This is a genomic window from Ferrovibrio terrae (assembly GCF_943371255.1).
Lineage (GTDB): Bacteria > Pseudomonadota > Alphaproteobacteria > Ferrovibrionales > Ferrovibrionaceae > Ferrovibrio > Ferrovibrio terrae_B.
The window spans coordinates 19823-44051 of record NZ_CALRUC010000022.1 but is presented as its reverse complement, the minus strand read 5'-3'; the positions used below and the strand labels follow the sequence as shown (position 1 = coordinate 44051).

The window sequence follows — 24229 nt, the reverse complement described above, 5'->3', positions numbered from 1 at the left end:
TAGCTGATCGCCTGCTCCAGCGTCATCTTGCGCGGCGGGGTGAGGCGCACGGCCTCATCCTTGCCCGACGCACGCATGTTGGTCAGCTGCTTGGCCTTCATCGGATTGACTTCGAGGTCGTTGTCGCGGCTGTTCTCGCCGATGATCATGCCCTCGTAGACCGGTGTGCCCGGATCGACGAACAGCGTGCCGCGCTCCTCGATGTACCACAGTGCATAGGCCACGGTTTCGCCGGTGCCGTTGGCAATCAGAACGCCGTTGCGGCGGCCCGGGATGACGCCGCGATGCGGGCCGTAGCCATGGAACAGCTTGTTCATGATGCCGGTGCCGCGCGTGTCGGTGAGGAATTCACCGTGATAGCCGATCAGGCCGCGCGAGGGGGCATGGAAGGTGATGCGGGTCTTGCCGCCGCCCGAGGGGCGCATGTCGCGCAGCTCGGCCTTGCGCAGGCTCATCTTTTCCACGACCACGCCGGTATAGGCGTCGTCGACGTCGACATGCACTTCCTCGATCGGCTCGAGCAGGTTGCCGTCTTCGTCCTTCTGGAACAGCACGCGCGGGCGGCTGATGGAGAGCTCGAAGCCCTCGCGGCGCATCACTTCAACCAGCACGCCGAGCTGCAGTTCGCCACGGCCGGCGACCTGGAAGGCGTCCTTCTCCTCGGTCTCGCGGATATGGATGGCGACGTTGCCTTCGGCTTCGCGCAGCAGGCGGTCGCGGATCACGCGGCTCTGCACCTTGCTGCCTTCCTTACCGGCGAACGGGGAGTTGTTCACCGAGAAGGTCATGGCCAGCGTCGGCGGATCGATCGGGTTGGCCGGTACCGGCTCGGTCACGGCGGGCTCGCAGATGGTGTCGGCGACCGTGGTGGTGGTCAGGCCGGCAATGGCGACGATGTCGCCGGCATCGGCTTCTTCCACCGGCACGCGTTCGATGCCGCGGAAGGCCAGCAGCTTGGTGACGCGGCCCACTTCGATCTCGCTGCCATCAGCGCGCAGCGAATGGATCGGGGTGTTGACCTTCAGCTTGCCCGAATAGATACGGCCGGTAAGGATGCGGCCGAGGAAGTTGTCGGCTTCCAGCGTGGTGACCAGCATCTTGAAGGGCGCATTCTGCTCGGCGATCGGCGCCGGCACATGGCGCACGACGAGGTCGAACAGCGGGGCGAGATCCTTGCGGGCGCCTTCCAGGCTGTCATCGGCCCAGCCGGAGCGGCCAGAGGCGAACATGCAGGGGAAGTCGAGCTGCTCTTCGGTGGCGTCCAGCGCGGCGAAGAGATCGAAAACTTCGGAATGGACTTCCACCGGACGGGCGTCCTGGCGGTCGACCTTGTTGATGACCACGATCGGACGCATGCCAAGGCCGAGCGCCTTGCCGAGCACGAACTTGGTCTGCGGCAGCGGGCCTTCGGCGGCGTCCACGAGCAGCACCACGCCATCCACCATCGACAGGATGCGTTCGACTTCACCGCCGAAATCGGCGTGGCCGGGGGTGTCGACGATATTCACGCGTGTGCCGTGCCACTCGACCGAGGTGCACTTGGCGAGAATGGTGATGCCGCGCTCGCGCTCCAGGTCGTTGCTGTCCATGACGCGCTCGGCGACCTGCTGGTTCTCGCGGAACGAGCCGGACTGGCGCAGCAGGGCGTCGACGAGCGTGGTCTTGCCATGGTCGACGTGGGCGATGATGGCGATATTGCGGATATCCATGCGGCTTACACAAAAGGCCCGGTCCATCCTGGGGTCAGGCGGCCGGGCGCGATTCCTTTAGGTTTCGGCTAGAGTTGGGCGGGTATATACGGCCCGGGGCGGATTGTTACAAGGATAGATTTGTTGCGTCGCAATGACGATGGTGCAGGGCTGCCATGTTGGCGCCTTGCCTGGTAATTAATGTCGCTGAATCCGTAGCTTAGCTTTTGCCGGAGCTGCAGGTGCCCCCTCGGCTACGGTTTTCTCGGCTTCGGCCGCCAGCCAGGCGGCAAAGGCCCGAACCCGCAGGTCGCCCGACAGGGCTGCCGGCCAGCGCACCACATGGGCCTTTTCCGCGGGCATTTGCCACTGCGGGCCGAGCGGCCGGATCAGCCGGCCGTCGCCCAGGGCGTCATGCACCAGCAGGGAGCGCGCCAGCACCACACCGGCGCCTTCCAGGGCGGCCGAGATCGCCGTGCCGATATCGCCAAAGCGCAGGCTGGTTTTCGGCTTGCCGGCGATGCCCAGGCGTTTGAACCAGGTGCTCCATTCCCATTCCGGGGTCTGGCCTTCCTCGACCGCCTTGTACAGCAGCGGCAGGGTGGCGATGGCCTTGGGGTCGCGCAGGGGTTTTGCCAGCACTGACGGGGCGCAGACCGGGAAGACCTGTTCGCGGAACAGCAGGCGCTGGGTGCTGGTGTTGCGGGCCTCGTCCGGCTTCTTCCACAGCACGCGGATATCGATGTCGCCGGAGCGGGCCTCGGCCTGCGCCTTGGTGGTGAAGATCACCAGTTCCACATCGATGCCGGGATGGCGTCTGGCAAAGGCGGGCAGGCGGCGCACCAGCCAGAGCTGGGCCAGTGCCGCGCTGATGCCGACGCGCAGGCGGGCCGGTGCCGTGGTCGCGCGGCAGCGATCGCGCAGGCCGGCCATGCTGTCGAATACATCGCCCAGCCCTTCGGCCAGTGCCGTACCTGCAGGGGTTGGCGACAGGCCGGCGCGGCGCCGGAGCAGCAAAGGCGTGCCGATGAAGGTTTCCAGCCGGCGCAGGCGATGGCTCACCGCGCTCTGGGTGATGCCCAGCTCGCTGGCGGCCGCCGTCATGCTGCCATGGCGCAGCACGGCATCGAAGGCGACCAGGGAGTCGAAGGGCGGCAGGGGGCGCATGGCCGTATTATGAATGATATTCATGATACTGTGAAGCGATCTTGTTGGTGCCGTCCGCGCCGGCATGCGATGCCAGCGTCATGTCCGATCTCGCCCAACCCGTCGCACGTTTTGGTTTCCAGCATCCGATGGCCGTTGCCTGGATTCTTGCGCTGTCGGTCAGCCTGGCCAACTTCGATGTCACCGTCGTCGCCGTGGTGTTGCCGGCCATCCGTGACGAGCTCGGCTTCTCGATCAGTGCCACTGCCTGGGTGATGGATGCCTACAGCCTGGCCTTTGCCGGCTCATTGTTCGCCGCCGGCGCACTGGCCGACCGTTTCGGCCGCCGCCGCATGCTGCTGCTGGGCAATGCCGGCTTCGCGCTGGCTTCGCTGCTCTGCGGTCTGACCTGGGACGGGCCGTCGCTGTGGGTTGCCCGCGCGCTACAGGGCCTGTGCGCAGCCTTCTATATCACCGGCGGCCTGGCGGCGATCTCGCTGGCCTATCCGACCTCAAACATTGCTGCCCGCGCGCGGGCCTTCGGCATCATCGGCGTTACCAGCGGCGCGGCGATGGCACTGGGCCCCACGCTGGGCGGCTTTGTAGCCGCGGGCTTCGGCTGGCGCTGGGTCTTCCTGATCAACCTGCCGATCTGCGCCCTTTGCGACTGGGCGGTGCGCCGTGTGATTGCGGAATCGCGCGATGAGGAAGGCCGTGCGCTCGATCTGCCGGGTGTTCTGCTGCTGACACTGGCGATTGCCCTGCCGGTGCAGGCACTGCTGCACAGCGACGGCGCGCCGGTCTGGCGCTGGCTCGCCACGGGCGCAGGCCTGCTGCTCGGCATCGCGCTGGTGTGGCAGCAGAAGCGCCGTGCGAAACCGATGCTGGATCCGATGCTGTTCCGCCGCCGCGAGGCCATCGGCATCGGCTGCCTGCTGCTGTCATTGTCGGCCGGCTACTGGGCCACGCTGATCTATCTGCCGCTCTATCTGCTGGCGGCCTTCGGTCTCGATGTCGAACGGAACGGGTTGGCGATGCTGGCGGCCACTCTGCCGATGCTGGTGCTGCCGCCGGTCGGCGTCTGGGCGACGCAGCGCTATGGCTGGCAGGTGACGTTCACCGGCGGCATGCTGCTGCTCACCGCGGGCCTGGCGCTGCTGGCTTTCGCCACACTGCAGGGGGCGTCGCTCTGGCTGGTGCTCGGCGCCATGCTGCTGCTGGCCAGCGGTGCCGGGATCAGCAATTCGCAGGTTTCGGGTGCGCTGGTGGCGCTGGCGCCGCCGGATCGTGCCGGCATGGCATCGGCGATGGCGACAACCCTTCGCCAGGCCGGCTTCGCCATCGGTATTGCGCTGCTCGGCGCGGTCTCCGGCGGTGTGGATTATGCCGTTGCCTTCGGCGTGGCCGCCGCCGCCGCCGCCCTAGGTGCAATCGCGGCGGCGCTGACGTTGAGGAAAACCCTGAGCTAGGCCGTTCAGACCACAATATTGGCGACGAGACCGGTGGTCTTGCTGCCCATGTTCATGCCTTCCTTCATTTTCCTTTCAAGCAGATCGCGGAACTCGTCCTCGATCTTCTTGCGGTCTTCCTCGCTCAAGGATGCCAGAGATTTTTCGTCCAGCCCTCTGCTTTCAAGGAACTGCTTGCGGATGCGCTCGGGCACCGAAAGCTTGGCGAAATCGAGGAATTCCTGCGTCACGTCGCCGACGTTCAGCGGCGCCGCCGAAACGGCAGAGGCGCCAGCTGTAGCGGCTTCTTCCTTGGTCTTCACAACTTCTGTCGGCTTGGTGCCGCCGGCCTGGTTGATGCCGTAATAGGGATTGGTGAAGTAGCTGGATGAAATCGAGCTCATGGTTGGTTCACACCACTAGGTTGGCGATGCCACCGATGTTTTTGCCGGTCTGCGCGCGGATGGTCTTTTCCACCTTCTGGCGGATGGGCTCATCGAGATTGGCGCGCTCATGCGCGTCTTCCTCGTTTTCTGCGAGGGAAGAAGCAAGTGACATGCCAGAGGTTGCAAAGATCCGCGTGTAACAGAATGTTGCGGATTACAGCAAAATCACACTGTTGCGCAGTTTGGTGAACGCGGATTAACCGGAAAGTTTTGCCGGGCAATCGCGGCACTGCGGCGCGAATTGCCGGGCCTGCTTGGGACAATGCAAACAGATCGGCGGCTCAGCGATCGATATGGCCAAGGTTGCGCGCGGGATCGAGGCGGTCGCGCACCAGCTGCTTCAGCGTCTTTACATCCGGAAAGCCGCCATCGCGCTTGCGGTCCCAGATCGTGTCGCCGTCATAGGCAATGACGAATGTGCCGCCGCTGGCCGGAATCAGCGCCACCTCGGCCAGATCCTCGGTGAAGGTGGAAAGCAGTTCCTGCTGCATCCAGGCCGCGCGCAGCAGCCACTGGCACTGGGTGCAATAGGTGATCGCGATTCTGGGACGGTGGCGCTCGCTCATGGCAACACCCTAGCATGACCTAACCGGCTGAATCAGCACAGAATTCAGCAAGCTTTACTTTGGCCTTCCGGCCACTAAATATGATGATCATCATATTCTGGACTCACCATGCCCCCAGCCACCGTACCGACAGAGCGCAAGCAGGCGACCCGCGAGAAGATCCTGCGGCAGGCCGCCCGGGCCATGCGCGCCCATGGTCCGGCCGGTGTCGGCGTTGCCGAGATCATGCGCTCTGCCGGCCTGACCCATGGCGGCTTCTACGCGCATTTCGGGTCGAAGGATGATCTGGTAACCGAAGCGATCCGTGGCATGTTCGCTGAAGGCAGTGCGCGCTTTGCCAGCCGTGTCGGCGCCGCGACCGGCATCGATGCCTTGCGGTGCTGGGCGGATTCCTATCTGTCGCCATCGCATCGCGACAATCCGGGCAATGGCTGTGCGGTTGCGGCGCTGAGCGGCGATCTGGCGCGCCTCAGCAAGGCTGCACGCGCCGCGTTCGATGCCGGTATCGAAGGTATTGTCGCGCGTTACATGCGGCATCTGCCACAGCGTGACGCTTTCGATGCGCAGGGCTTTGCGCTGGCGATGTTGACGCAGATGGCCGGCGCGGTCGCCATGGCGCGCGCCGTCGCTGACCAAAGCTTGTCTGACACTATCCTCAATGCCGCACGGCAGAGCGTGCAACAGCGGCTCAACGCGATCGAAAAGGCGGCCTGACATGAATGACCAGACAATCCGCAAGCCTGTCGCCGCGGCGACGGGGCGCGAGATGCTGCTCACTGCGCCGATCCTGCCCACCTTGCTGAAGCTCAGCGCACCGACCACGGTTGCCATGCTGGCCACTGCACTGGCTGCGATTGCCGAGACAGCCTATGTCGGCCTGCTGGGTGTGGAATCGCTCGCCGCCATGGCGCTGGCCTTCCCGATGGTGATGCTGATGCAGATGATGTCGGCGGGTGCCATGGGTGGCGGCGTGTCCTCGGCCATCGCCCGTGCGCTGGGTGCCGGTGATCTGCAGCGCGCCAACACGCTGGCGCTACATGCCATCATCATTGCCGTGGTGGCCGCCGCATTTTTCACGGCCTTTTTCTGGCTGCTTGGCCCAGCAATTTACCACCTGCTCGGCGGGCGCGGTGCGGCGCTGGACCTGGCGGTGCTGTATTCCAACACGGTATTCAGCGGCGCGATTGCCGTCTGGTTGTTCAACACGTTGTCCTCGGTGCTGCGTGGCACCGGCAACATGAATGTGCCTTCGGTGCTCGGACTCGCCGCCGCGGTGGCGCAGATCGCCATCGGCGGTGTGCTTGGCCTCGGGCTTGGGCCGATCCCGGGTTTCGGCATTGTCGGTGTCGCGCTGGGACAGGTGTTTGCCTTCGGCCTGGGCACGCTGGTGCTGTTTGTCTACCTGCGCAGCCGTCGCGCCCGGCTGCGGCTGAGTGCAGCAGGCTTTGTCGCCCAGAAGCCGCTGTTCCTCGATATCCTGCGGGTTGGCGCGCTGGCCTGCGTCTCGTCGCTGCAGACCGTGCTGACAGTGCTGATCTTCACTGGGCTGGTGGCGCGCTTCGGCACGGTTGCGCTGGCCGGCTATGGCATCGGCGCCAGACTGGAATTCCTGCTGATTCCGATTGCCTTCTCGGTCGGTGTCGCCAGCGTGCCGATGGTCGGCATGGCCATCGGTGCCGGGCAGGTGGCGCGCGCGCGCCATGTCGCCTGGATGGCCGGCAGTGTGGCCGCCGTGGCGCTGGCCGTGATCGGCCTGATCGTCATCGTCGCGCCCGATCTGTGGTCGCGGCTGTTCACGGATGATGCCGCGGTGATTGCGGCGGCGCGGCAGTATCTGATCGCCGCCGGCGCCGGCTTCCCGTTCTTCGGTTTCGGCCTGTGCCTGTATTTCGCCTCGCAGGGTTCGGGCAAGGTGCTTGGCCCGGTGGTGGGCGGCACCATCCGGCTTGTGATGGTGGCGCTGGGCGGCTGGTGGCTGACGATGAGCGGCGCCGTAGTGTGGACATTGTTCGCGCTGGCCGGTGCCGCGATGGTGGTCTACGGCGTCAGCACCGGCTTGCTGGTGAAGGCGACACGCTGGGAGCCGAAGTAGCTTACAGTGTCTTGCCCAGATGATGCGCCACGTCGGCCGGGAAGAATCCGGCCTCGCGCACGGCCTCGCTCAACGCAGTTTTCGAAACACCGAGGCGCTCGGTCCAGTATTTGACCTCGTCGTCATCGCTCAGATTCACACGCTCATGCTTCTGCAGCAGCTTGTCGCGGGTGCGATCCCCCGCCTTGGCTGATTTGTCGCTGTCCAGCGATGCCGTGGCCGTGGTCGGCTGGGTTAACGCCACCGGATCGCTGGCGGGGAAGCTGTCACGCAGCGCTATGTCCAAATCTTCCTGCTTTTCCGTCTGGCTCTGATCGCTGTGGTGCGCTTCACGCATCTGTTCGTCGCTTGGTTTTGGCATTGGTTTGTGTGGCACCATGGTCTGCACTCCTTTTTGGGCCCTGTACAGAACCTGTCCGAAGCCGGAGGGTTCCGCAGTTTCTTGCGGAACCAATGCGCGGCCAGATCGTCTTTAAACCTGCGGGCGAAAAAACCAGTCCCGTTTCAACGAGATTGTCATGCGCCTGTTCGAATGTCTGGGCTGCGGCCAGCCGCTCTATTTTGAAAACACTCAATGTGAAAGCTGCGGGCGGCGGCTCGGCTTTCTGTCCAATGCCCTGGTGCTCAGTGCGCTGGAACCCGTGACGCGCAGCGATGGCAGCGCAGCGTGGCAGGCGCTGGCGGCGCCCGAACAGCACTACCGCTTCTGCTGCAATGCCGAGCACGACGCCTGTAACTGGCTGGTGCCGGCCGAGGCCGAGGGGCAGGCACCCGATCCTGAACCCTATTGCGTGGCCTGTGCGCATAACCGCACGGTGCCCGATCTGTCGGTGCCGGTGAACCTGGCCAACTGGCGCCGCATCGAAAGTGCCAAGCACCGGTTGTTTCACGGCCTGCTACGGCTTGGGCTGCCGCATGAAACGCGTGACGAAGACGCGGAAGAGGGGCTGGCCTTCGATTTCCTCGCCGACCCGCCCGATCCGTCAGCCCCACGGATCATCACTGGACATGACAACGGCCTCATCACCATCAATCTGATGGAAGCCGATGATGCCAGACGCGAGAAGATCCGTGTCGCGATGCATGAGCCCTACCGCACCCTGCTCGGCCATTTCCGGCATGAAGTCGGGCATTACTACTGGGAGCGACTGGTGCGCCGGACCGGTGAAACCAGCGAGACCATGACTGGCTTTCGCACCTTGTTCGGCGATGAACGGCAGGATTACGGCGAGGCATTGCAGCGTCATTATGATGATGGCCCCGGTTCCGGCTGGCAGGAGGGTTATGTCAGTGCCTATGCCGCGGTGCATCCCTGGGAGGATTTCGCCGAAACCTGGGCGCATTACATGCATATCGTCGATACACTGGAGACGGCGGGCGCTTTCGGCCTGCGGGTCAAACCGCGCATCAGCCGGGGCGAAGAACTGGGCGTGCGGGTCGATTTCGACCCTTATCATGCCGACAGTATCGAACAGCTGATCGAAGCCTTTCTGCCGGTCACCTTTGCGGTCAACAGCCTGAACCGTTCCATGGGCCAGCAGGATCTTTATCCCTTTGTGCTGAGTGCTGCGGCGATCGGCAAGCTTGGTTTCATTCACACGCTGTGTCGTCAGGCGCGCGAAGGACTGGGCCAGCCAGTGTCGGCATTCCAATCCGGCGTTGCGCCACTGCAGCAGACAAATCAGCCGCAGCCGCTGGCTGCGTCAGTTGGCACCGATCCGCAGCCGGATGCAGAGGTGCCGGAACAGACGGCAGCTTTGCTGACAGTCGCTTCGCAGTTGGCGCTCGATCCGGTGCCTTGATCAGGCGTCCGGTGCACCGTGGTAGAAGAAGGCCGAGAGGATGCGGTCCACCGTGCTGCCGTCTTCCCCAAGCGGGCAATGGGCATATTCCACGTCGCCGAAGTTGAAGCGGAAAGGAATGTTGACCCGACCGCACCAGTGTTGCATGCAGCCGGTTTCCGCCACCTGGCGCCGCACATCGACGATGCGTGACTCGCTGTCGTCCCGTGAGTCCTTGATCAGGTTCACGCTGCTTTCGATATATCGATTCATCAGCGGTACCGGCACGGCGCGCAACACGGATTCGCCGGCAACGCGGACCAGAAACCTCATCGCACCGGCAGAGGGACGCTCGACCTGCACCAGCACGAGATGGCCGAGCAGATGTGGAACCCGCATGGGATCGAAGGCCGCACGCGCGGGCAGCCGGTCCGCCGGGTGGATGTTGCGCATATGCTGGAGGAAGTCGCGGATGACCGGACTTTTCGCCGCGGCCAGGGCGACGTCGATGGCGGCAAGATTGGGATGCGTGGCGGTATTGCTCAGCGGAGGACCGGCTCCAGGGCCTGATAATGGTTGACCGTCATGATGTGATCGACGGTAACGCCATTCTCGGCCAGCGGGCAATGAGCATATTCGACTTCGGCATAATCGAGCGGGAAGCGCAGCCGGGGTTTGCCGCGGCGATAGACCATGCAGCCGGTCTCGACAACACTGTGGCGGCTCTCGATGGGAAAGCGCGCGGTCGGTTCCGATGTGTTGGCGATCTCGTCCATATAGCGCCCGATCAGGGGCATGCGCAGGGCGGCGACCACCTCTTCGCCTGCCACCTTGATGCGAAACCGGGCCGGCCGGCCATCGGGCTGGCGTTCCACTTCGGCCAGCACCAGATGCGGCAGCAGGCGTGGCACTGCCATCGGATTGAAAGCCTCGCGCGAGGGCAGGGCATCGGCTGGATGGATGCCGGCATAGTAGGCCAGGAAGTCGCGCACAATCGGGTGGCGCGCTTTGGCCAGCGCCGCCTGCACCGCATCCTGGTTGGCATGCGGTGTCATGGTGGCGAGACGGGCTGTAGTCACGGACATAAACGGCCTCTGTTGCCGAACGAGGCGCGCTGTCTATCAGGAAATATTGCGCCGCACCATGGCGCCGGTCACAAACCAGCTTTGCAGAATTGACGACACTGCCGCGGATTTGGGCAGGATCATAACTGCCCTGATAGCACCAGTCTCAGATCGGCATGGTGGCAGCGCCGGCCTTCACCCGTTGCAGCAGCCGGTCCATGAAGGCCTCGCAGAGACCAATCTGGGCCAGCTCGATGAACTCATTGGGCTTATGCGCCTGTTCGATCGAACCCGGACCGCAGACGATGGTAGGAATGCCCAGCTCGGAGAACAGGCCGGCCTCGGTGCCGAACGAGACCTTCTGCACGCGGTTGGCGCCGGTGAGCGCCTTGGCCAACTCTACCACGCCACCGCGGTCATTGGTGGCGAGGCCGGGGAATTCCGATATCTGCGTGAAGGTGAAGCCACAGGCCGGATCGATCTTCTTCATCTCCGGTTCCAGCCTGGTCCTGGCATAAGCCACGACTTCGGCGAACAGCGCATCGACATCGTCCTGCGGCAGGTAGCGGATCTCCCACAGGAAGCTGCAATCCTTCGGCACGATGTTGAGCGCCGTGCCGCCATTGACCGTGCCGGTATGCAGCGAGGTATAGGGCGGGGCAAATTCGGAATCAAACGGGCCGTTATCCCGCTTGTTGCGGGCCAGCGACTTGATGAAGGCGATCAGTTCGGCAGCGGCCTCCACTGCATTGGCGCCCATATGGGTCAGCGAGGAATGGCATTCAAAACCGCGCACATCGACGCGCCAGCTTTTCTTGCCCTTGTGCTGGGCGATCACCTGCATCTCGGTCGGCTCGCCGACGATGCAAGCCTTGGGTTTCACCGGCATGTCGCGCAGCACTTCGATCAGGCGCTTGGCACCGAGGCAGCCCACTTCCTCGTCATAGGTGAAGGCATAGTGGATCGGCGTATCCAGCGTCTGCGCCAGGAATTTCGGCGCATAGGACAGCGCGATGGCGACGAAGCTTTTCATGTCCGAGGTACCACGGCCATAGAGCTTGCCGGCTTTTTCGGTCAGCTTGAAGGGATCGGTATCCCAGTCCTGGCCGTCGATCGGCACCACATCGGTATGGCCCGACAGCACGATGCCCGGCTTGTCCTGTGGCCCCAGCGTGGCATAGAGGTTGGCTTTCTTGCCGGTGGCATCATGCACCAGCGTGGCATCGACGCCGAGCGATTTCAGGTGGTCGCGGATCCAGTGAATCAGGTCGAGATTGGAATCGCGGCTGACGGTCGGCATCTCGATCAGCTGCCTGATCATTGCCAGGGCTTCGGGGGAGGGCTTGGTCATAGGCGCTTACCTTCATTCTACAACAGTGTCATGCCCGGCCTTGAGCCGGGCACCCACGAGTTTTTTTTCGCAGCGGCCACGCTGCAAGACGTGGATGGCCGGGTCAAGCCCGGCCATGACATAAAACAGGTTACGACGATTGCAGGCTCTTGATCTGGTTGTCGAGATCGTCGGCGATGAAGCTCTGCACGATCTCATCGATACCGGCATCGACGGTGAAGCCCATCGCTTTCGCTCGCTCCGATGCGGTGGCGCCGGGCCAGCCATCGACAATCTTCTGGATCGCGGCATCGGGAGTCCAGTGAATGGTCCCGATCTTGCGGTTGGCGCCTTTCAGGGCCGGGGTGGCGCGTTCGACGGCGGCTGCCATTTCGCCGGCAGTGACACGGATGCCGCTGAGCAGCAGGGCGCGGTCCTTGCCGAAGTCTGCTGCCGGCAGATCATGGGCACGAATGAAGGCATCCACGGTGCGGCGCGGCGACAGGCAGGCCATCGGTGAGTCGGGGCGCACCGGGCAGACCGCATCGACGCCCGAGAGCGGCTCGCGGATCATCGAACTGGCCCAGGTGGAGGCGGCTTTGTTCGGTTTGCCGGGCCGTACCATGATCGTAGGCAGCCGGATGCTGCGGCCATCGACAAAGCCCTTGCGGCTGTAGTCGTTGATCAGCAACTCGCCGCTCAGCTTCTGTACGCCGTAGGAGGTAGTCGGGCGCTGGGCGGTCTGGTCGGTCACGGTCTTGGGCAGATCGTCGCCGCCATAGACGGCGACGGATGAGGCAAACACCAGGCGCGGGGTATGCGTGGGAATCGCCCGGCAGGCTTCCAGGATATGGCGGGTGCCTTCCAGATTGACGCGATAGCCACCTTCGAAGTCCGCTTCGGCTCCCGAGGAGACGATAGCAGCAAGATGAAACACCGAATGTGTGTTGTGGCCGATCAGCTTCAGTACGTCGCCATGATCGCCGATATCGCCGGCAACGGTCGTGATGCGTTCATCCTGCGGACCCGCTGCAGCGACAGTGTCGAACAGTGTGATGCGGGCAATCGGTTCCGACTTGCCGCTCGGCCCGGTCAGCGTTCCGCGCTTCAGCAGTTCGGCGGCCAGTTTCTGGCCGATGAAACCGGCACCGCCGGTGATGACGACATTGAGCATGGATGCCCCCAGTGGCTTTCCGGGAAAACACCCACGCTAAACAGCCTGTCGCCCAGAGACAAGGGTGCCGGGCTCGGCGGTGCAGACCCTTAGTTGCGGGGCGGCGGAGGCGGCGGCATGTCGCCACGCATATGCGGCGGACCGCCCATGGGCCCGCCCGGCGGGCCACGGCGCAGCATGCGCTCGGCATACTCGCGGCGCTGTTCCGGCGTCATGGCATCGGCTGCAGCCAGCAGGCCGGCCTGCAGACCCTGCTGCAACTGGTCAAGCCGCTGGCGGTGTTCGCTCAGCACGGCGGCAAGGCGCTCGCGGTCATAGGGCTCGGCACTCAGTGCGGTGCCCAGATCACGGCGCATCTGGTAATGCGAAATGGCGCCACCCTTGCGGCCGTCCTCGAAGGCGTGGCGGAACGCCCGCGCGGCATTGTCGGGTAGGCGGCGGGCAAACTGATCCTCGATCTGGCCACCGCGTTTTTCGGCCATCTCACGATATTTGAAGAAACGCACGGCACCGAAGCTGGCGAAGCCGAGGTTGAGCGCCACCGAGGCGATCAGGCCAATGGCAAGCCAGCGATTGAGCTTCGACTTCGGGGTGGGCGCGGAGGCAACCGGATCGACCATGATAATTCTCAATCCTCGGTGAGCAGCGGTGTGGCACTGGCAATCTGCACGCTGACCAGGTCGCTTTCCTGCGCATCGGCAAAACCGATATTGGCAAAGCCGGCGCTGATGCCGATCGCAACGGCGAGGGCCAGCGCGGCAAATTGCGGCAGGCTGCGGCCGCTGGGGAAGAGCAGCGCGAGTGCTTCCAGCACCTGGCCACGCCAGTTGGCTGTCGGACTCGCGGCCGGCAGCATGGCAACCTGGGCCAGCACGCGCTGGCGCAGGGCATCGCTTGGTTCGATCATTGGAAGAGCCGCATTGAACAGCAGGGCATCGGCCGAGGCCGCGCGGCGCTGCGCCTCGCGTGCCTCGGGCAATGCGGCCAGCAGCGCGGTGGCTGCAGCCTGCTCAGCCTGGGGCCAGAGATCGAGATCGGCGCCATAGGCGTCGAGCAGATCGATAAAACGCTCGAGAGTCATGGCTTCACTCCTTCATGCCGGCCGGGTTTGCACCCAGGGCCGGGCTCAGATCGTCGCGCAGGCTGCGCTTGGCGCGAATCAACAGGGACTCCAGCGCGCCAACAGTGACACCCAGCGCCCGGGCGGCGTCGATATTGCTTTCGCCTTCCCAGAAGCAGAGCAGGATCGCGGCACGCTGGCGTTCCGGCAGTTTCTGCAGGGCCAGCGCAACGCGGTCGGTGGTTTCGCTGGCCAGCCGTGCCTCATAGGGTGTGGCGCGATCCTCGTCGATCGGCTCGGGCTGGTCATCAAGCACGGCCATGGTGGGCCTGCGCTTGCGGTCGATGCACAGGTTGACCACAACGCGGTTAAGCCAGGTCTTGAAGCTGGCTCCGCCATCGGCACGCCAGCGCGCGGCATGCTGCCAGACGCGCAGAAATGCTTCCTGTGCCACCTCTTCGGCATCGCTGCGATTGAACAGCACGCGATAGGCAACGGTCACGGCGTGGCGCAGATATTTGTCGACCAGCAGGCGATAGGCCGCATGATCCCCGCGCGCGACCCGGTGCATCAGGGCCGTATCGACGTCGCTCACGCGTTCACCGCCCAAAAGTCCGGGCGTCCCGGTTTCGAGGCGTGGCAGGGCGAGGGAGGCGAACATGTAAATGTCCTGCTCATACCGTTATTGTCTGTAGCTCTACACGGCGCCATGGCAGGATTCCTGCGCCGCAAAAATGGCGGAATTCAGGCCAGGAAAGATTATGCTCGGCCGGCGGCTTCCAGGGCTTTCAGTTCTTCGGTCAGGCGGGCGATCTCGGCGCCCACCGCCTTGGCCATGTCGGCCTGGTCCCAGTCGCGATACTGGCCCTGGCGATAGGCCAGCGCGTTGCGGTAATAGAGCCAGGCGTTGAGGCGGCAGCGCACATAGTTGTTCTGCGTCTTGATCACCTTGCCGGGACTGCCCACCACCACGGAATTGTCGGGGATGATGGTGCCTTCCTTGAGGAAGGTGTGGCCGCCGATGATGCAGTTATTCCCGATCACGCAGCCATCCATGATGGTCGAGCCGATGCCGATCAGGCAGTTATCCCCGATGGTGCAGCCGTGGATCGTGCAGTGATGGGTGATCGAGCCATGGGCGCCGATATAGGTGCCGCTCTGGCTGCCCACATGCAGCATCGAGAAATCCTGGATATTGGTGTAGGCGCCGACCACGATCTCGTAATTCTCGGCACGCATGGCGACGTTGATCCAGACCGAGCTGCCCTTTTCGAGCCGCACCTTGCCATAGATCTGCGCGCTCTCATGGATATAGGCGGGGGCGTTCAGCACCACGTCGGGGCCATGCACAGGCATCGGATCCTCCATTTCTGCAGGACGACCTTAACCAACAGATGACAACGGAAAAAGGTGCGGCGGCTTAAGCCGCCACGGCCTCGTCGGCTTCAACCGTGGCGCCGCCGGCCTTCTTGTAGGCCAGCAGACCGCCATCGAGATGCAGCAGGCCGGTCACGCCCTGTTCGGCCAGTTTCTGCAGGGCAATGCCCGAGCGCTTGCCGGTCAGGCATTGCAGCACGTGGCGCTTGCCATTGGCGGCGGGCAGCTGGCCGGCATCCAGGCTGGACAGCGGCAGCAGCACAGCCCCCTCGATATGCTCATCGGCATATTCGTCGGGTTCGCGCACATCGATCAGCAGGGCTTCACCATTGGCGAGCCAGTCCCGCACCGTTTCGGCGGAAACCGAAGCTGGGGTGGTATTGCTGGGGATATCGGTGCTCGCTGTGGACATAAGGGCAATATAGTTTTTTAACTGTAGAATGCAATGTAATTGGCGTCACAATATGTACTATATATTTTCTACATTAATTCATGTGAAATAAAAAGGCCTCCCATCATGGGAGGCCCTGGAACCCGTGCAGACGACCTTACTTGGTGGCGTCCTTCAGATAGGCGATCAGGTCGGCGATCTCGCTTTCCTTCTTGATGCCGGGGAAGACCATCTTGTTGCCGGGGATATAGCCCTTGGGATCAGCAATATAGGCAGCGATGGTGGTGTCGTCCCAGGCCACGGCCTTGGCCTTCATGGCATCGGAATACTTGAAGCCTTCGACAGTGCCCGACTTGCGGCCAAACAGGCCCTTCAGGCTGGGGCCGACGGTATTCTTGCCGGCCTCAAGCTGGTGGCAGGCACGGCATTTGGCGAAGGCTTTCTTGCCTTCCTCCGGATTGCCGGCCGCATGGGCACTGGTCATGCCGAGGCTCAGGGTGAGAACGGCGAGGGCGGACAAAAGGACTCGCGACATCGGGGGCTCCTCAATGGGTCTTTCGACAATGCTGGAAACGGACTGCTGGCGATTCGGATGGGGGCCGGAAAACCGGTCTGAGAAAAAAATAGCATAGCGACTCGCAAGAACAAGCGTGGCGGCTTGTCGCATTTACCACCGCTTAACAGCCGGCTGCGTAGTCTGCCCCGCCTGAGTGGTTGGGGACGTGTTGCATGAATATGATGGCGAATCTGGGGCGGGCTCGTTTGCAGGCGATGGTGGCGGCGGGCAGCGATGTGCTGAAGATCCAGCAGGGTCTCGCAGCCAAGCGCAGCAACCTGGTCGCCGAACTCCTGCATGGCGAGGAAGATTTTTTCGAGCAGCAGCACTATCCGGCCGGCGATGTGTTCGATCCGCAAACCGGTGCGCAGTATTACTATCATGCCCATCGCAACGAAGACCGTGAGCACGGTCACTTTCATATCTTCCAGCGCCCGCAATTCCTTGGTGAAGCCTTCGAGCCGGCCAAGTATCTGAAAACCGGCGTCGGTCGCTGCTCGCCCAAGGAAAAGCTGGGAGAACACTGGCCGCGTGGCGATCAGGCCCTGGCCCATATCGTCGGTGTGGCGATGGACCATTATGGCCAACCGATCCGCCTGTTCACCGTCAACCGCTGGGTTACCGACGAAACCTGGTTTGCGGCGCGCGATGTGATTGCCATGCTCGACCGCTTCGAGCTGCGCCATGCCTGGCCATCATCGAATGTGAACCGCTGGCTGAATGGTCTGCTGCGTCTGTTTCAACCCGAAATCATCGAATTGATCCGCCGTCGCGACGATGCGGTGGAGGCACGCGGTCTTGCCAATCCGCGCGGCGATGCGCTGGAAGACCGCAGCCTGGAAGTGACAGCATCCATCGATATCTCGGTGGAACGTCAGGTGCGCCAGCTGCGCCGTTCGATCGGCGCCTGAGCCATCAGGGCAGGTAGCCCAGGCCGCGCCACTCTGCGTAGGATTTGCGGAATGCGTGGTAAGACTCCCACACCTTCTTGAATTCCGGATTGGCGGCGCTTTCCTCTTTCACCACCTGGATCCATGACGCCTTCAGCGCGTCCATCACCGGCACAGGCAGGGTGCGGACATTGACGCCGCGCTGGCGGATTTCCTGCAGTGCCTGCACCTGCTGCACTTCGCCTTCCGCCAGGCTCTCGCGGATATTATCGCCGCAAACATTCATGATCATGGCGCGCTGCGCATCGGTCAGGTTTTCCCAGACCTTCATGTTGATCATCAGGGTGATCAACGAGCTCTGCTGGTGCCAGCCCGGGAAATAGTAATTGCTTGCAGCCTTGTCGAGGCCGTAGCGCAGGTCGATGAAGGGCAGGGAGAATTCGGCAGCATCGATATTGCCGCTTTGCAGGGCGAAGAAGGTGTCGCCGCCATTCAGCGTCACGGTATCGACGCCCAGCCGGCGCATCACCTTGGCGCCGATGCCCATGAATCGCATGCGCAGGCCCTTGAGATCGCCTACCGAGGTAATCTCGCGGCGGAACCAGCCGCCGGACTCCGGCGGCAGCACGGTGCAGACGATGGGTTTGATGTTGAAGCGCGCAAAGCTGCTGTCCATCAGATCCTGGCCACCGCCATAGGACAGCCAGGCGAGATATTCGCCGGCGGAGGGGCCGAAGGGCACGGTAGAGAACAGCCAGAAGACGGAATCGCGTTCAGCAAAGAAATTTGGCGACGACCACACGGCATCGATTGTGCCGTCGGCAACCTTGTCGAACAGCTCGGCATTCGGCGCCAGCGTATTGGGCTCGAACAGCTTGATCTCGATGTTGCCGTCAGACGCCGTTGCCAGTTTTTCCACCGTGGTCACGGCCATGGTGCCGATCTGCGGTGCCGATGTGGGGGCAGCGCTGGCGAGCTTGATCACAACCCGCGCACCCGGTGCCTCGACCACAGCGGTGCTGCTGCTCTGCGGGGCATCGGGTTCCTTGATCGCGCGCGCCTCCGGGGCATTGGCGGCGCGATCCAGCGAGACCGCACCGATGCCAATCAGAATGCCCAATACCAGGGCCAGGCCAGCCACTGTGACCAGACGCGCCATCAAACCCTTCTTTCACGCGGTGAGACCCACCCACCGATCTTCTGCCGGCGCAACAATAGGCGGCAAGCCGCTGGCGCGTCTACGTATTCAGCCGGTAACCCCCGGCAGGTAAGGGCGGGCCTGCCTTGACCTTAGTTACAGATGTAACTATCCTTCGAGCAGCAGAAAAAACCATAACAACCGTCTGGGAGGACGATCCGTGACAGCCAAGCTGACTCGTTTCATGGGTAAAGCGGCGCCTGCCGTTTTGACCGCCCTTCTGTTCGCAACCGCAGCATTGCCGGCGGCGGCGCAGGAGATCGAACTCAAGCTGAGCCACTTCCTGCCGCCGGGCCACGGCATGCATCGCGACTGGTTCGTACCCTGGGGCGAGGAGCTGGCCAAGCGGACCAACGGCAAGGTGAAACTGACGGTGTTTCCGGCCGGCAGTGCCTTTGGCAACCCGGCGCGTCAGCTCGAGCAGGCGGTCAGTGGCGTGGTCGATATCGCGCATGGCCTGCGCGGGGTGCCCGCCGGCCGCTTCAGCCGCATGGGCATCGTGGAATTCCCCTTCCTGGTCGAGACAGCCAACGCGGCCAGCCGCACATTGTGGGAAATGTATCCGAAGCATTTCGCGCAGGAATTCCCTGACACTGTGAAAGTGCTCGGTCTGCATGCGCATAACGCCGGCCTGATCCATACCGGATCGAAGCAGGTCAAGACCATGGACGATCTCAAGGGCCTGCGTATCCGCTCGCCCAGCCCGCAGATCAACGCCATGCTGCAGCAGCTGGGCGCCACGCCGGTCGGCCTGCCGCCGGGCGAGGTCTATGAAAACCTGCAGCGCGGTGTGATCGACGGCGCGGTGTTCCCCTGGGATCCGATCAATTCCTTCCGGCTGTTTGAAGTCACCAAGTTCCATCTCGACGCGCGGTCTTACACAGCGAGCTTCTATTTCATCATCAACAAGCGCAAATACGACGGCCTGCCGGCGGATGTGAAAAAGGCCATCGACGATACGACAGGCAGCGCGCTGACCGAGAAGTTCGGCGACTGGTGGAACCAGTGGGATGCACCGGGCCTGGAGGCTGCGAACAAGAAGGGCAATGCGATGACCTCGCTGTCGGATGCCGAACGCACCCGCTGGCGCGATACGCTGAAGCCCACCACTGAAAAGCTGCTGACCGATCTGGAAGGAGCGGGGGTCAAGGATGCCCGCGCCATCTTCGCTGAAATGCAGCAGCGTATCGCCAAATACGAAGGCAAGCGCTGATCCCATCGGGATCGTATGTCTGACCGCCCTGCCGCCAGCATCGATGGCGGCAGGGCATTTTTCTTCTCGGGTCTCAAGCGATGATTGCCATCTACCGTATCGCCGAGCAGGCCGCGGCCTGGGCCGGAAAACTCGGTGCCTTCTGTGCGCTGGTCGCCGGCCTGTTCACCTGCCTCGATATTGCCATGCGCAATTTCGGCGGTCAGGGCATCCTTGGCACGGTCGATATCACCCAGCTGATGATTGTCGCCTGCGCCTTCCTGACCATCCCCTATGGTTTCATGACTGACAGTCATGTCTCGATCGATATCGGCATCGGCTGGTTGCCGCTGCGGATACAGGCCCTGTGCCGGGCTTTCGCCGCTTTGCTCGGTGGCGCACTGATGTGGGCGATCGGCTGGTTTGGCATCGGCCAGGCCAATACGGTGGCCCTGATGGGCGACAGGTCGCAGACCATTGCATTGCCGATGATCTGGTTCTGGTATCCGCTGCTGGCCGGCTCGTTCTTTGCCACGCTGCTGATTGCGCTGATTGTGTTGCGACATCTCGCCGTCGCCGTCACCGGCCGCGACATTGTGCCATCCGCGCCGAAAGGCGAGGTGCTGTGATGGATGCGACGCTCTTCGGTGTGATCGGCTTTGCCCTGGTCCTTGGCCTGATGCTCATCCAGGTACCGGTCGCGGTGGCGATGGGCGTGGTTGGCGGGCTTGGCTTCCTGTGGCTGCAGGGCTGGGACGGGCTGGCCTATGTGATGGGCTCGTCGCCGTTTGAATCTGTAATTCCCTACAGCCTCTCCACCGTGCCGCTGTTCGTCATGATGGGCGTGTTTGCCACCTATGCCGGGCTGTCGCGCCAGCTTTACGATGCCGCCTACGCCTTCCTCGGCCACTACCGCGGCGGCCTCGCGCTTGCCACCATCGGCGCCTGCGCCGCCTTCGGTTCGATCTGCGGCTCGGCGATTGCTACGGCGGCCACCATGTGCCGCGTCGCGCTACCGGAAATGCGCCGGCGCGGCTACGCCGACAGTCTCGCCACCGCCACCGTAGCCGCCGGCGGCACGCTCGGCATCCTGATCCCACCCTCGATCATCCTGCTGATCTATGCACTGCTCACAGAGCAGTCGCTGGGCAAGCTATATGTGGCTGCCCTGCTGCCGGGCGTGCTCGGCACGGCGCTCTATATGCTGGCCATCACCGCGACCACACGACTCAATCCGAAAAGCGGCCCGGCCGGCGAACGCATGCCCTGGCCGCAGCGTCGCCGCACGCTGAAAAATGTCTGGCCGGTTTTCCTGCTGTTCGTGATCGTGATCGGCGGCATGTTCATCGGTGTGTTCTCGCCCAACGAAGCCGCCTCGGTCGGCGCGGTCGGCGCACTGATCTTTGCGCTGGCGGGCCGCACCATGACCCTGGGCCGTTTCAAGGACTCACTGCGCGAGACGGCGGCAACCAGTGCGATGATCTTCCTGATCCTGATCGGCGCCGGCCTGTTCAATTTCTTCCTTGAGATCACCAACGCGCCGCAATTCGTGGTGGCGCAGATTCAGGCGCTGCAGCTCAGCCCGGCGCTGTTCCTGGTGCTGCTCACCGTGTTTTACGTCGTGCTTGGCGCGCTGATGGACGATCTGGCCATGATGCTGCTGACCCTGCCATTCGTCTTTCCGGCGGTGCAGGCGCTTGGGATCGACCCGATCTGGTTCGGCATCTACATGGTGACGATTGTCGAGATCGGCATGATTGTGCCGCCGGTGGGCATGAACCTGTTTGTCATCCAGGGCGTGGGGCAGGTGAAGCTGCAGACCGTGATCCGCGGCATCCTGCCCTTCGTGCTGGCCGATCTTGTGCGCGTCGGCCTGCTGATCGGCTTTCCCGCCATTGTCCTCTGGCTTCCGTCCCTGATGAACTAGGCTTTTTTCTTCGGCACCACGCCGTAGTCCCTGATCCAGCCCAAAGAGTCCACCGTACTGCCGGCCGGTCGGTATTCGCAGCCGATCCAGCCGTCATAGCCGAGCCGGTCGAAGGTCTCGAAGATATAGCGATACTCGATCTCGCCATTGCCGGGTTCACGCCGGTCCGGCGGATTGGCGATCTGCACATGGTCGATCCACGGCATCTGCCGCTCAATCCGCTTGACTAGGTCGCCATGAATGATCTGGGCATGATAGACGTCGAACTGCAGGCGCAGGTTCGGCGCGCCGATATCGGCGATCACCTTTTCGGCGAAATCGAAATCGCTGAGGAAAAAGCCGGGCACATCGCGCCGGTTGATCGGTTCGATCAGCAGGATGCGACCGAGCCCCGAAGCCTGCTCGGCCGCCCAGGCCAGATTGTCCATGTAACAGGCTTCCATGGCGCGGCGGTCGGCTCCGGCGGGTGCCACGCCGGCTACAACATGGATGCGCGGGCAGTTCATCGCCTCGGCATATTCAAACGCCCGGGCCATCGCGGCGCGGAAGTCCTGGCGCCGGTTGGGCAGGGAGGCCAGGCCGCGTTCGCCATTGGCCCAGTCGCCCGGCGGTGCGTTGAACAGCGCGACCTGGATGCCCGCCGCCCGCATGGCCGAGGCGACGGCGGCGGAGGAATGCTCATAGGGGAACATGAATTCGACGGCCTGGAAGCCCTGGTCGGCGGCTGCGGCGAAACGGTCGAGGAAGGGTTCGTCCAGGAACAGGAAGCTCAGGTTGGCGGCAAAGCGCGGCATGATCCCCCCCATATGGCACCCCCGGAAAGGCTCCGGGGCAGCGTAGCCGATCTGACATCGGGCATTGGTTTTCTGAGACTGTCATTTCTGCTAACTGTTGGGCAAGCTTTCTTGTTTTCGGTTCGGGGGCGCATGGCCGAGGGGCAATTGCAGGCGGGACGGGAGGGGGCGGTGCTGCGGCTCAGCCTGACCGGCGACTGGACGCTGGCTCATGCCGCGTCTCTGCTGGGCCGTCTGGGCGGCCTGGCGACCGCCGGTCTGACCGGCGGCCATCTGCGCGATGGCGGCGCGCGCGAGGCCCGTCTCGATACCACCAGTCTCAACCGTCTCGATACGGCCGGCGCCCTGCTGCTGGTGCGCCTGTATCGTCAGCTTGAGGATCAGGGTTTCAGCATCGACTGGCCAACGCCGCGCCACGAACACCGCTCGCTGTTCGACTATGCCAGGGGCTGCGGCGAGGCGGTTACCGTCTGGCCCGCCACCGATAGCGGCGTGGCCGGCGCCGTGCAGCATCTCGGCTGGCTGACCATGTTCTTCCTGCGCGAGGCACGGCGCTTTACCGGCTTCATCGGCGAAGTGACCGAAACCGCCGTGATGATGGCATTTCGTCCGCGGCAGATGCGCTTCACCTCGATGGTGCATCATATGGAGGAGACCGGGCTGAAGGCGCTGCCGATTGTCGGACTGCTGTCCTTCCTGATCGGCATGGTGATGGCGTATCAGGGCGCCAGCCAGCTGCAGAAATTCGGTGCCGAGATCTTCGTGGTCGACCTGATCGGCATTTCAGTCCTGCGCGAGTTGGGCGTGCTGCTCACCGCCATCCTGATCGCCGGCCGCTCGGGAAGTGCCTTCACCGCCCAGATCGGCACCATGAAGGTGAACGAGGAAATCGCCGCCATGCGTACGCTGGGCCTCGACCCGGTGGTGGTGCTGGTGCTGCCGCGCATGTTCGCCCTGATGCTGACCCTGCCGGTACTGACCTTCTTTGCCGATATCATGGGCCTGGTGGGTGGTGCACTGATGGCCTGGAATGCGCTGGGCATCAGCCCGGACCTGTTCTTCCACCGCCTGCATGATGCCGTCGTGCTGCGCACCTTCCTGGTCGGCATCGTGAAGGCGCCGGTCTTTGCCGCGCTGATCGCGCTGGTTGGCTGCTATGAGGGCCTGCGGGTCAAGCGCGATGCCGAAAGCGTCGGCCGCCTGACCACGCGCTCCGTGGTGCAGTCGATCTTCCTGGTCATCGTCTTCGATGCGCTGTTCTCCATCATGTTCAACTTCCTCGGGGTCTGAACATGGCGGCGGGTCTGCAACAGAATGGGGCACAGCGGAACGATGTCGTGATCCGCGTGCGCGGCCTGGTCAATCGCTTCGATGACAATGTGGTGCATCAGGGCCTTGATCTCGATGTCTATCGCGGCGAGGTGATCGGCGTGGTCGGTGGTTCGGGCACCGGTAAATCCGTGCTGCTGCGCACCATCATCGGACTGAACGAAGCCGTGGCCGGCAGCATCGAGTTGCTGGGCACCGACATGATCCATGGCTCGCCCGAGGCCCTGCGCAAGGTGCGCCAGCGCTTTGGGGTGCTTTTTCAGGATGGCGCGTTGTTTTCCTCGCTGACGGTGGCGCAGAATATCCAGGTGCCGCTGAAGGAATTTTACGACCTGCCGCAGGATCTGCTGGATGAGATCGCGGCCGCCAAACTGTTTATGGTTGGCCTGTCACCCGATGCCGGCTCCAAGTATCCAGCGGAACTGTCGGGCGGCATGCGCAAGCGCGCCGGTCTGGCGCGCGCCCTGGCGCTCGATCCCGAAGTGGTGTTCTTCGACGAACCGACCGCCGGCCTCGATCCGATTGGCGCGGCGGCCTTTGACCAGCTGGTGCGTGACCTGCAGCAGGCGCTGGGCCTGACCGTGTTCATGGTGACCCACGATCTCGACTCGCTGCATGCCATTTGTGATCGGATCGCCGTGCTGGCGGAAAAGAAGGTGCTGCTGACCGGTCCGATGGATGTCATGCTGAAAGACAAGCATCCATGGGTGGTCGAATATTTCCACGGGCCACGGGCCCGGGCCGCCGCCATTACGGCGGCTCTGGACGAGAGGATGTGAC

28 protein-coding genes are annotated in these 24229 nt (G+C 63.4%); 10 read left to right on the top strand and 18 right to left on the bottom strand.

Annotated features, from left to right (window positions below):
* The coding region (gene typA, locus AAG799_RS07430) for a translational GTPase TypA (protein WP_341895178.1) at positions 1–1709 on the bottom strand (1709 nt) is incomplete at its 3' end.
* A gap of 177 nt (positions 1710–1886) precedes the next feature.
* Complete coding sequence (locus AAG799_RS07425; protein ID WP_341895177.1) at positions 1887–2879, bottom strand: LysR substrate-binding domain-containing protein; 993 nt, start codon at positions 2877–2879, stop codon at positions 1887–1889.
* A gap of 56 nt (positions 2880–2935) precedes the next feature.
* Between AAG799_RS07425 and AAG799_RS07420 the strand changes: the two genes are divergently transcribed.
* Positions 2936–4303, top strand: coding sequence for an MFS transporter (locus AAG799_RS07420; RefSeq protein ID WP_341895176.1), 1368 nt, complete (start codon positions 2936–2938; stop codon positions 4301–4303).
* Positions 4304–4308: 5 nt separating this feature from the next.
* On the opposite strand, the gene AAG799_RS07415 is transcribed toward AAG799_RS07420, so the two are convergent.
* From AAG799_RS07415 to AAG799_RS07405, 3 genes are all read right to left on the bottom strand, one after another.
* Positions 4309–4686, bottom strand: a complete 378-nt coding sequence (locus tag AAG799_RS07415; RefSeq protein ID WP_341895175.1) for a hypothetical protein — start codon at positions 4684–4686, stop codon at positions 4309–4311.
* Between the two features lie 7 nt (positions 4687–4693).
* Positions 4694–4840, bottom strand: a complete 147-nt coding sequence (locus AAG799_RS07410; RefSeq protein ID WP_341895174.1) for a hypothetical protein — start codon at positions 4838–4840, stop codon at positions 4694–4696.
* Positions 4841–5009: 169 nt separating this feature from the next.
* Positions 5010–5294, bottom strand: coding sequence for a SelT/SelW/SelH family protein (locus tag AAG799_RS07405; protein WP_341895173.1), 285 nt, complete (start codon positions 5292–5294; stop codon positions 5010–5012).
* Between the two features lie 108 nt (positions 5295–5402).
* Between AAG799_RS07405 and AAG799_RS07400 the strand changes: the two genes are divergently transcribed.
* Together AAG799_RS07400 and AAG799_RS07395 are read left to right on the top strand one after the other, a co-directional pair.
* Positions 5403–6008, top strand: a complete 606-nt coding sequence (locus AAG799_RS07400; RefSeq protein WP_341895172.1) for a TetR/AcrR family transcriptional regulator — start codon at positions 5403–5405, stop codon at positions 6006–6008.
* A 1-nt stretch (position 6009) separates the two neighbouring features.
* Positions 6010–7386, top strand: coding sequence for an MATE family efflux transporter (locus AAG799_RS07395; RefSeq protein ID WP_341895171.1), 1377 nt, complete (start codon positions 6010–6012; stop codon positions 7384–7386).
* 1 nt (position 7387) lies between these two features.
* Here the strand turns inward: AAG799_RS07395 and AAG799_RS07390 are convergent, their stop codons facing one another.
* Positions 7388–7723 (bottom strand): DUF3606 domain-containing protein, encoded by a 336-nt coding sequence (locus AAG799_RS07390; protein WP_341895170.1) that lies wholly within the window; start codon positions 7721–7723, stop codon positions 7388–7390.
* Between the two features lie 181 nt (positions 7724–7904).
* Here AAG799_RS07390 and AAG799_RS07385 point away from each other — a divergent pair, with 181 nt between their 5' ends.
* Positions 7905–9188, top strand: a complete 1284-nt coding sequence (locus AAG799_RS07385) for a putative zinc-binding peptidase (protein WP_341895169.1) — start codon at positions 7905–7907, stop codon at positions 9186–9188.
* Here AAG799_RS07385 and AAG799_RS07380 read toward each other — a convergent pair whose 3' ends face one another.
* The 10 genes from AAG799_RS07380 to AAG799_RS07335 form a co-directional block, all read right to left on the bottom strand.
* The gene (locus AAG799_RS07380; RefSeq protein WP_341895168.1) at positions 9189–9620 is read right to left on the bottom strand and encodes a hypothetical protein; all 432 of its coding nucleotides are present in this window, start codon (positions 9618–9620) and stop codon (positions 9189–9191) included.
* A gap of 89 nt (positions 9621–9709) precedes the next feature.
* The gene (locus tag AAG799_RS07375; protein WP_341895167.1) at positions 9710–10252 is read right to left on the bottom strand and encodes a hypothetical protein; all 543 of its coding nucleotides are present in this window, start codon (positions 10250–10252) and stop codon (positions 9710–9712) included.
* A 145-nt stretch (positions 10253–10397) separates the two neighbouring features.
* Positions 10398–11582, bottom strand: a complete 1185-nt coding sequence (gene argE, locus AAG799_RS07370; RefSeq protein WP_341895166.1) for an acetylornithine deacetylase — start codon at positions 11580–11582, stop codon at positions 10398–10400.
* A gap of 130 nt (positions 11583–11712) precedes the next feature.
* Complete coding sequence (gene denD, locus AAG799_RS07365; protein ID WP_341895165.1) at positions 11713–12735, bottom strand: D-erythronate dehydrogenase; 1023 nt, start codon at positions 12733–12735, stop codon at positions 11713–11715.
* Between the two features lie 89 nt (positions 12736–12824).
* Positions 12825–13355, bottom strand: a complete 531-nt coding sequence (locus tag AAG799_RS07360; protein ID WP_341895164.1) for a periplasmic heavy metal sensor — start codon at positions 13353–13355, stop codon at positions 12825–12827.
* A gap of 8 nt (positions 13356–13363) precedes the next feature.
* Positions 13364–13816, bottom strand: coding sequence for a hypothetical protein (locus AAG799_RS07355; RefSeq protein WP_341895163.1), 453 nt, complete (start codon positions 13814–13816; stop codon positions 13364–13366).
* Positions 13817–13820: 4 nt separating this feature from the next.
* Positions 13821–14456 carry an RNA polymerase sigma factor gene (locus AAG799_RS07350; RefSeq protein ID WP_341895162.1) on the bottom strand — a complete coding sequence of 212 codons (636 nt, stop codon included), beginning with the start codon at positions 14454–14456 and terminating at the stop codon, positions 13821–13823.
* A 98-nt stretch (positions 14457–14554) separates the two neighbouring features.
* Positions 14555–15151 (bottom strand): gamma carbonic anhydrase family protein, encoded by a 597-nt coding sequence (locus AAG799_RS07345; protein ID WP_341895161.1) that lies wholly within the window; start codon positions 15149–15151, stop codon positions 14555–14557.
* Between the two features lie 64 nt (positions 15152–15215).
* Complete coding sequence (locus AAG799_RS07340) at positions 15216–15584, bottom strand: rhodanese-like domain-containing protein (protein ID WP_341895160.1); 369 nt, start codon at positions 15582–15584, stop codon at positions 15216–15218.
* 136 nt (positions 15585–15720) lie between these two features.
* A complete protein-coding gene (locus tag AAG799_RS07335) occupies positions 15721–16098 on the bottom strand; it encodes a cytochrome c family protein (protein ID WP_341895159.1) in 378 nt (125 codons plus the stop codon).
* 194 nt (positions 16099–16292) lie between these two features.
* Between AAG799_RS07335 and AAG799_RS07330 the strand changes: the two genes are divergently transcribed.
* Positions 16293–17030, top strand: coding sequence for a hypothetical protein (locus AAG799_RS07330; RefSeq protein WP_341895158.1), 738 nt, complete (start codon positions 16293–16295; stop codon positions 17028–17030).
* 4 nt (positions 17031–17034) lie between these two features.
* Here the strand turns inward: AAG799_RS07330 and AAG799_RS07325 are convergent, their stop codons facing one another.
* Positions 17035–18168: a TRAP transporter substrate-binding protein gene (locus AAG799_RS07325; RefSeq protein WP_341895157.1), complete on the bottom strand. Its 1134-nt coding sequence runs from the start codon at positions 18166–18168 to the stop codon at positions 17035–17037.
* 199 nt (positions 18169–18367) lie between these two features.
* Here AAG799_RS07325 and AAG799_RS07320 point away from each other — a divergent pair, with 199 nt between their 5' ends.
* The 3 genes from AAG799_RS07320 to AAG799_RS07310 all read left to right on the top strand — a co-directional run bounded on the left by AAG799_RS07320 (position 18368) and on the right by AAG799_RS07310 (position 21326).
* On the top strand, positions 18368–19420 hold the full coding sequence (locus AAG799_RS07320; protein WP_341895156.1) for a TRAP transporter substrate-binding protein: 1053 nt from the start codon (positions 18368–18370) through the stop codon (positions 19418–19420).
* Between the two features lie 80 nt (positions 19421–19500).
* The gene (locus tag AAG799_RS07315; protein WP_341895155.1) at positions 19501–20028 is read left to right on the top strand and encodes a TRAP transporter small permease; all 528 of its coding nucleotides are present in this window, start codon (positions 19501–19503) and stop codon (positions 20026–20028) included.
* On the top strand, positions 20028–21326 hold the full coding sequence (locus AAG799_RS07310; RefSeq protein ID WP_341895154.1) for a TRAP transporter large permease: 1299 nt from the start codon (positions 20028–20030) through the stop codon (positions 21324–21326). Before AAG799_RS07315 ends, AAG799_RS07310 begins: the two co-directional genes overlap by 1 nt.
* On the opposite strand, the gene otnI is transcribed toward AAG799_RS07310, so the two are convergent.
* Positions 21323–22120, bottom strand: coding sequence for a 2-oxo-tetronate isomerase (gene otnI, locus AAG799_RS07305; protein ID WP_341895153.1), 798 nt, complete (start codon positions 22118–22120; stop codon positions 21323–21325). The genes AAG799_RS07310 and otnI overlap by 4 nt on opposite strands.
* A 171-nt stretch (positions 22121–22291) precedes the next feature.
* Here otnI and AAG799_RS07300 point away from each other — a divergent pair, with 171 nt between their 5' ends.
* Together AAG799_RS07300 and AAG799_RS07295 are read left to right on the top strand one after the other, a co-directional pair.
* A complete protein-coding gene (locus tag AAG799_RS07300; RefSeq protein ID WP_341895152.1) occupies positions 22292–23410 on the top strand; it encodes an MlaE family lipid ABC transporter permease subunit in 1119 nt (372 codons plus the stop codon).
* Between the two features lie 2 nt (positions 23411–23412).
* Entirely contained in the window at positions 23413–24228 is an 816-nt protein-coding gene (locus tag AAG799_RS07295; RefSeq protein ID WP_341895151.1) for an ABC transporter ATP-binding protein, read from the top strand.
* The last annotated feature ends 1 nt before the right edge of the window (position 24229 follow it).

What these genes read in the sequence shown, in the direction of transcription:
- AAG799_RS07330 (WP_341895158.1), top strand. Translation starts at nt 16,293, where the DNA reads ATGAATATGATGGCGAATCTGGGGCGGGCTCGTTTGCAGGCGATGGTG.
- AAG799_RS07390 (WP_341895170.1), bottom strand. Translation starts at nt 7,723, where the DNA reads ATGCGTGAAGCGCACCACAGCGATCAGAGCCAGACGGAAAAGCAGGAA.
- AAG799_RS07380 (WP_341895168.1), bottom strand. Translation starts at nt 9,620, where the DNA reads ATGCGCAACATCCACCCGGCGGACCGGCTGCCCGCGCGTGCGGCCTTC.
- AAG799_RS07360 (WP_341895164.1), bottom strand. Translation starts at nt 13,355, where the DNA reads ATGGTCGATCCGGTTGCCTCCGCGCCCACCCCGAAGTCGAAGCTCAAT.
- AAG799_RS07410 (WP_341895174.1), bottom strand. Translation starts at nt 4,840, where the DNA reads ATGTCACTTGCTTCTTCCCTCGCAGAAAACGAGGAAGACGCGCATGAG.
- AAG799_RS07345 (WP_341895161.1), bottom strand. Translation starts at nt 15,151, where the DNA reads ATGCCTGTGCATGGCCCCGACGTGGTGCTGAACGCCCCCGCCTATATC.
- AAG799_RS07310 (WP_341895154.1), top strand. Translation starts at nt 20,028, where the DNA reads ATGGATGCGACGCTCTTCGGTGTGATCGGCTTTGCCCTGGTCCTTGGC.
- AAG799_RS07420 (WP_341895176.1), top strand. Translation starts at nt 2,936, where the DNA reads ATGTCCGATCTCGCCCAACCCGTCGCACGTTTTGGTTTCCAGCATCCG.
- AAG799_RS07295 (WP_341895151.1), top strand. Translation starts at nt 23,413, where the DNA reads ATGGCGGCGGGTCTGCAACAGAATGGGGCACAGCGGAACGATGTCGTG.
- AAG799_RS07325 (WP_341895157.1), bottom strand. Translation starts at nt 18,168, where the DNA reads ATGGCGCGTCTGGTCACAGTGGCTGGCCTGGCCCTGGTATTGGGCATT.
- AAG799_RS07415 (WP_341895175.1), bottom strand. Translation starts at nt 4,686, where the DNA reads ATGAGCTCGATTTCATCCAGCTACTTCACCAATCCCTATTACGGCATC.
- argE (WP_341895166.1), bottom strand. Translation starts at nt 11,582, where the DNA reads ATGACCAAGCCCTCCCCCGAAGCCCTGGCAATGATCAGGCAGCTGATC.
- AAG799_RS07340 (WP_341895160.1), bottom strand. Translation starts at nt 15,584, where the DNA reads ATGTCCACAGCGAGCACCGATATCCCCAGCAATACCACCCCAGCTTCG.
- AAG799_RS07405 (WP_341895173.1), bottom strand. Translation starts at nt 5,294, where the DNA reads ATGAGCGAGCGCCACCGTCCCAGAATCGCGATCACCTATTGCACCCAG.
- AAG799_RS07400 (WP_341895172.1), top strand. Translation starts at nt 5,403, where the DNA reads ATGCCCCCAGCCACCGTACCGACAGAGCGCAAGCAGGCGACCCGCGAG.
- otnI (WP_341895153.1), bottom strand. Translation starts at nt 22,120, where the DNA reads ATGCCGCGCTTTGCCGCCAACCTGAGCTTCCTGTTCCTGGACGAACCC.
- AAG799_RS07315 (WP_341895155.1), top strand. Translation starts at nt 19,501, where the DNA reads ATGATTGCCATCTACCGTATCGCCGAGCAGGCCGCGGCCTGGGCCGGA.
- AAG799_RS07375 (WP_341895167.1), bottom strand. Translation starts at nt 10,252, where the DNA reads ATGTCCGTGACTACAGCCCGTCTCGCCACCATGACACCGCATGCCAAC.
- AAG799_RS07425 (WP_341895177.1), bottom strand. Translation starts at nt 2,879, where the DNA reads ATGAATATCATTCATAATACGGCCATGCGCCCCCTGCCGCCCTTCGAC.
- AAG799_RS07355 (WP_341895163.1), bottom strand. Translation starts at nt 13,816, where the DNA reads ATGACTCTCGAGCGTTTTATCGATCTGCTCGACGCCTATGGCGCCGAT.
- AAG799_RS07395 (WP_341895171.1), top strand. Translation starts at nt 6,010, where the DNA reads ATGAATGACCAGACAATCCGCAAGCCTGTCGCCGCGGCGACGGGGCGC.
- AAG799_RS07385 (WP_341895169.1), top strand. Translation starts at nt 7,905, where the DNA reads ATGCGCCTGTTCGAATGTCTGGGCTGCGGCCAGCCGCTCTATTTTGAA.
- denD (WP_341895165.1), bottom strand. Translation starts at nt 12,735, where the DNA reads ATGCTCAATGTCGTCATCACCGGCGGTGCCGGTTTCATCGGCCAGAAA.
- AAG799_RS07350 (WP_341895162.1), bottom strand. Translation starts at nt 14,456, where the DNA reads ATGTTCGCCTCCCTCGCCCTGCCACGCCTCGAAACCGGGACGCCCGGA.
- AAG799_RS07335 (WP_341895159.1), bottom strand. Translation starts at nt 16,098, where the DNA reads ATGTCGCGAGTCCTTTTGTCCGCCCTCGCCGTTCTCACCCTGAGCCTC.